Source organism: Croceicoccus gelatinilyticus (genome assembly GCF_018398395.1).
Taxonomy (GTDB): Bacteria; Pseudomonadota; Alphaproteobacteria; order Sphingomonadales; family Sphingomonadaceae; genus Croceicoccus; species Croceicoccus gelatinilyticus.
Map to the genome: position 1 here is coordinate 1 of NZ_JAHCBF010000028.1, position 4,776 is coordinate 4,776.

Genomic DNA, 4,776 nt, shown 5'->3' on the forward strand with positions numbered 1-4,776 from the left:
CCCGGCCACCATCTATCGCTGTATCGAGCCAAACAGTGCCTTATGACACTTTCCTGTTCCGCTCAGCCGCACGACCCGATATCGCGGCCAACCGTGTATCGGACGCTTGGACGCCAATCTTCCGCGCCTGCGGCAAAGCCGGCGTGATCCTACCACGACCGCGCCTAGGTGTTGGCCCCATCGATAGAAGCTATGAGTATAAAGGGGCATCAGTGATCCGCAGAATGTTGGCGTCACCGTTAGCCGGGACGGCTCTGGGGTTGCTGTGCAGCCCTGCGTTCGCCGCCAACAGGCCTGGGGATGGATTCGAGGTAGCGAGCTACAGGCTCGCGCTTACCCCGGACATCGAGAACAGGACCGTCGCGGGACGTGAGAAGATCACGCTACGCGCGACGGTGGATGGCGTCCGGCGGCTGAATTTCTCCGCCAACACTCTCGGCATCGACAGTGCAACCCTCGATGGCGTGGCGCTCGCTCATACTGTGGAAGGCGATGTGCTCGGCTTCGATCTGCCCCGGCCGCTCCGGCGTGGACGCACGGTCAAGCTGGAGTTGTCCTATCATGGCCGCCCTGCACGTGGGTTCGCCGGCTCGGCGACGACGCTCTACACCAGCTATTTTGCCTGCGACTGGATGGTGTGTTCCCAGAACAAGTTCGGCGAGAAAGCGGCCTTCTCGCTCGATCTGCGTGTTCCGGCCGGGATGACCAGCCTGTCAGTCGGCAACATGATCGTGCGGCGACCGGGAGCGGACGGCAGCGAGATCCATACCTGGAAAGCGCCTCGGCCCTACTCGGCCTATCTTTACGGCTTTGCGGTGGGTCGACTCACGCGGGTCAGCGAACGGGTCGGATCAAAAAGGCTCACCTATCTGAGCAACACTGCCGACGCGGGCGAGCTGAAACGACGCTTGGCAGGGACAAAGGATATGGTCGCCTTTCTCTCCGCCAAGGCGGGCATGCCGCTTCCGGTTGCCGACTACAGCCAGCTTCTGGTCGAAGGCGATGAGGCGCAGGAGGCGGCGACATACTCCGTCCTCGGCAGCGATGCGCTGCCGAGGCAGCCAGATGATCCGTCGCAGGATTGGGCCATCGTACACGAACTTACCCATCAATGGTGGGGCAACCTGATCACATGCGAAACCCTCAAGGACTTCTGGCTGAACGAGGGCATCACGACATTCATGACGGCCGCATGGAAGCAGCATCGCTACGGTCGCGCCGCGTATGAAGCCGAACTCAATGAAGCCAGAAGCCGGTTTGAAAAGGCGCGAGCGATGGGTTTTGACAAGCCGCTGGCTTGGAACGGCACCTACCCGACATTGGGCGTCCGACGCGCGATCCAATACAGCAAGGGCGCGCTGTTCATGGCGCAGCTCCGGGTCACGCTCGGCGATGCCGCGTTCTGGTCTGGCCTGCGCCGCTACACCCGTGACCATGCGGGCGGCACGGTCACCAGCATAGACCTAAAGCGGGCGATGGAGGAAGCGAGCGGCCGGGACTTGCGTCCGCTGTTCGCCGAATGGGTGTTCGGCGAGGGCCTTTCGGAAGGGCAGTCGCAATAGCTTGGCCGTGATGACATTTACCGCTGACAGAACCATGCCAATTAGCTCTGACATCCACAGCTGATGCGCGACCTTCCGCCTTTCACAATCCTCTTGCAAAGCTGTACCGAAAGGCAAGTGGTTTTTGAAGGAATGACCGATGCCCGCACGGATTTCGATGACCGGCCCTCAGCGCGACGCGCTATTGGCGTTGCCTGACGACGAGGCAATTGTCGTCCGCTATCACAGCATGGACCCGAATGACCTTGCTGCCATTAACAGTGCCCGCACACCCGAGACTCGGCTCGGCTATGCACTACAGCTTTGCTGCCTGCGCTATCCCGGTCGCCACCTTCGGCGCGGAGAACTGCTCCCTGCCGTCATGCTCGATCATATCGCCGAGCAGATTGGGGTCGATGCCGAGGTGATCGCCGATTTTGCTCGACGAGCGCCCACACGGTACGATCAGCTTCTGACGATCAAGGCGCGATTGGGTTACATCGAACTTGCCAGCCCAACGCGCACAACGCTTCGCGCGTGGTTGGAACTGGAAGCTGTCGGCCTGATCGACGGACGAGTTCTGTTAGGCAGGCTCCTCGACGAGTTGCGCAACCGCAAGATCGTTATACCCGGTATCAGCGTCGTCGAGCGCATGGCCGCTGAGGCGATGCACGCCGCCGAAAGTCGGATAATCGCCGATATCGACGATCGTCTCGATAGCGATATACGCAGCCGCCTCGACGCGCTCATCGCTGAAAAGACACATGATCGGCAAAGCCGGTTTTCCTGGCTGCGCGAACCCGTGCCACGTGTCGCGTCCGCTTCGCTCATCGGTCTTCTCGACAAAGTCGTGCTCGTTCGGGCCACCGGCGCGAACGCTGTCGTCATCGACAGACGATACGATCCCCGAATGGAGCAATTTGCGCGCGAAGGCATACGCTACACTGCGCAGGCTTTCCAGCAGATGGGGCCTGCGCGGCGACGTGTCATCCTCGTCGCGACGCTGCGCGAGTTCGAGCCCACGCTGACCGACGCGGCGATCGGCATGTTCGGCTCTTTGATAGGACGGGCGCATTTACGCGCCCGCAAACGGCTCGAACAAGCGATCGTGGCTTCGGCCGACCAAGGTCGTGATCGGCTGATCCGCGTTGCTGCGGTGCTTGAGGCGGTCAGTCAGGCCGCACGCGCCGGCGGCGATATCGCCGCAGCGGTCGCAGCGGTGGCCCCGCTCGACACGATCGATGCAGATGCCGCGCTCATTCGCCGAACGACGAGGCCGGGGAGAGACAACGCAATCAGCGAGATTGCCCCGGAATATCGGACTTTCAAGCGGGCAGGGCCGCGCTTCTTGAGGGCATTTGTATTCGAGGGTCGCAAAAGTACCGTGCCGCTGCGTGCGGCGATTAAGATCCTGGTTGAATTAGATGGTGATTGGCGAACACCGCTTCCCGACGGCGTGCCGCTCGGTCATATCGAGCGGCGCTGGCAGCAATACGTCGTAACGGACAGCAAGATAGATCGCACCTATTGGGAACTGGCGACCTATTCCGCGTTGGCCGGCGCGCTGGCGGCGGGCGACATCTGGGTGCCCACCTCCCGGCTGCACCGGTCGCTCGATACGCTGCTCGCTCCGAGTGCGGATGCCGCCCCGTCGCAAATCGGCCAGATTTCCGATCCCCACGCGTGGCTCGACGCGCGAGCGGTCGAACTCGACGCCGCGCTGCTCGGTGTTTCGCGAGGTCTGCCCGGCGGGGATCCTGCGCTGTTCACTGGCGACCGACTGCGCTTTCCGAAAGAACCGAAGACCGATCTTGCCGAGCGTGACGACGGCAGGCGGCTGGCTATGAACTGCTACGGACTTGTGCCGACGACCCGCATCACAGATGTCTTGTCGCAGGTCGAACGCTGGACCGGCTTCACCGCCCAATTCGGGCATGTCTCGACCGGGCTTCCCCCCGGCGACGAGCGCGCCTTCCTCGCCGCGCTAATCGCCGAAGCGACGAACCTTGGCCTCTCCCGTATGGCTGAAGTCTGCGGCGTCGCGTCGCGTCGCGCGCTCCTGCGTATGCAAACCTGGCACATGCGCGAAGAGACGTTCCGCGCCGCCCTTGGCTGTTTGACCGACGCCATACACGCCGAACCGATGGCGGCGTGGTTCGGTGAGGGCTGGCGCGCCTCCGCCGATGGCCAAGCCTATTATCTTGGCGGGGCCGGCGAGGCGGGCGGACTGGTAAACGCGCATTACGGCCGTGATCCGATCGTCAAAATCTACACCACAATTACAGACCGATATGCCCCGCTGCATCAAACGGTGATCGCCGGCACTGCTGGCGAAGCGATCCACGCACTCGATGGCATCCTCGGTCACGAAAGCAGCGCCAACTTGTCCGCGCTGCACGTCGATGGCGGCGGCGTTTCGGATATCGTGTTCGCGGTCATGCACTTGCTCGGGCTCGATTTCGAACCCCGCATTCCGCGCCTGTCCGATCGTCGCCTATACGCCTTTGAGACATCCAAGCGCTATGGACGCCTCGCGCCGCTATTCGGGCACCGGCTCAACCGCGATCTGATCGTCAATCACTGGCCCGACATTCAGCGCGTCATCGGAGCGATGCGCGATAGAACCGTCACGCCGTCGCTCATCCTGAAAAAGCTGTCCGCCTACCGGCAACAGAATAGTCTTGCCGCCGCACTGCGTGAGGTCGGACGCATCGAGCGCACGCTGTTCACGCTGCGATGGTTTCAGGACCCGGCGCTTCGCCAGCTCGTCACCGGTGAACTCAACAAGGGCGAAGCACGCAACAGCCTAGCGCGCGCGGTAGCGTTTCACCGGCTCGGACGCTTTCGCGATCGTGGCCTGGAAAACCAGCAAATGCGAGCCGCCGCCCTCAATCTTGTCACTGCCGCCATCATTCTTTTCAACTGCCGCTATCTCGGTCGCGCCTTAGCCGAACTGGAAAAGCGCGGGACAAAACTCGATCCCACTCTGATTTCGCAACTTTCTCCGTTGGGCTGGGACCGGATCAATCTCACCGGCGACTATGTCTGGTCAGATGGAATCGAACTCGACGCCGATGGGCTAATGCCGCTCAAACTGGCCAATCGTTCCTGATCGTTACGCGGCTACCGTGAATCTGTGTCCGAATAATGCACAGGGGCCAGCAGGCGCAGTACCTGCACATATTCGCGCCTGCCATGTTTGTGCATGCGCCCTTCCATCAACCGCTGCAGTGTC

At 62.0% G+C, this 4,776-nt stretch carries 2 protein-coding genes; both read left to right on the forward strand.

The window, feature by feature from the left end:
• The coding region (locus tag KIH45_RS18860; RefSeq protein WP_337925513.1) for a M1 family metallopeptidase at nucleotides 1-1,562 on the forward strand (1,562 nt) is incomplete at its 5' end.
• 157 nt (nucleotides 1,563-1,719) lie between these two features.
• A complete protein-coding gene (locus tag KIH45_RS18865) occupies nucleotides 1,720-4,653 on the forward strand; it encodes a Tn3 family transposase (RefSeq protein WP_213177502.1) in 2,934 nt (977 codons plus the stop codon).
• The last annotated feature ends 123 nt before the right edge of the window (nucleotides 4,654-4,776 follow it).

Excerpts from the sequence above, each read along its gene's own strand:
- KIH45_RS18865 (WP_213177502.1), top strand. The coding sequence starts at position 1,720 with ATGACCGGCCCTCAGCGCGACGCGCTATTGGCGTTGCCTGACGACGAG.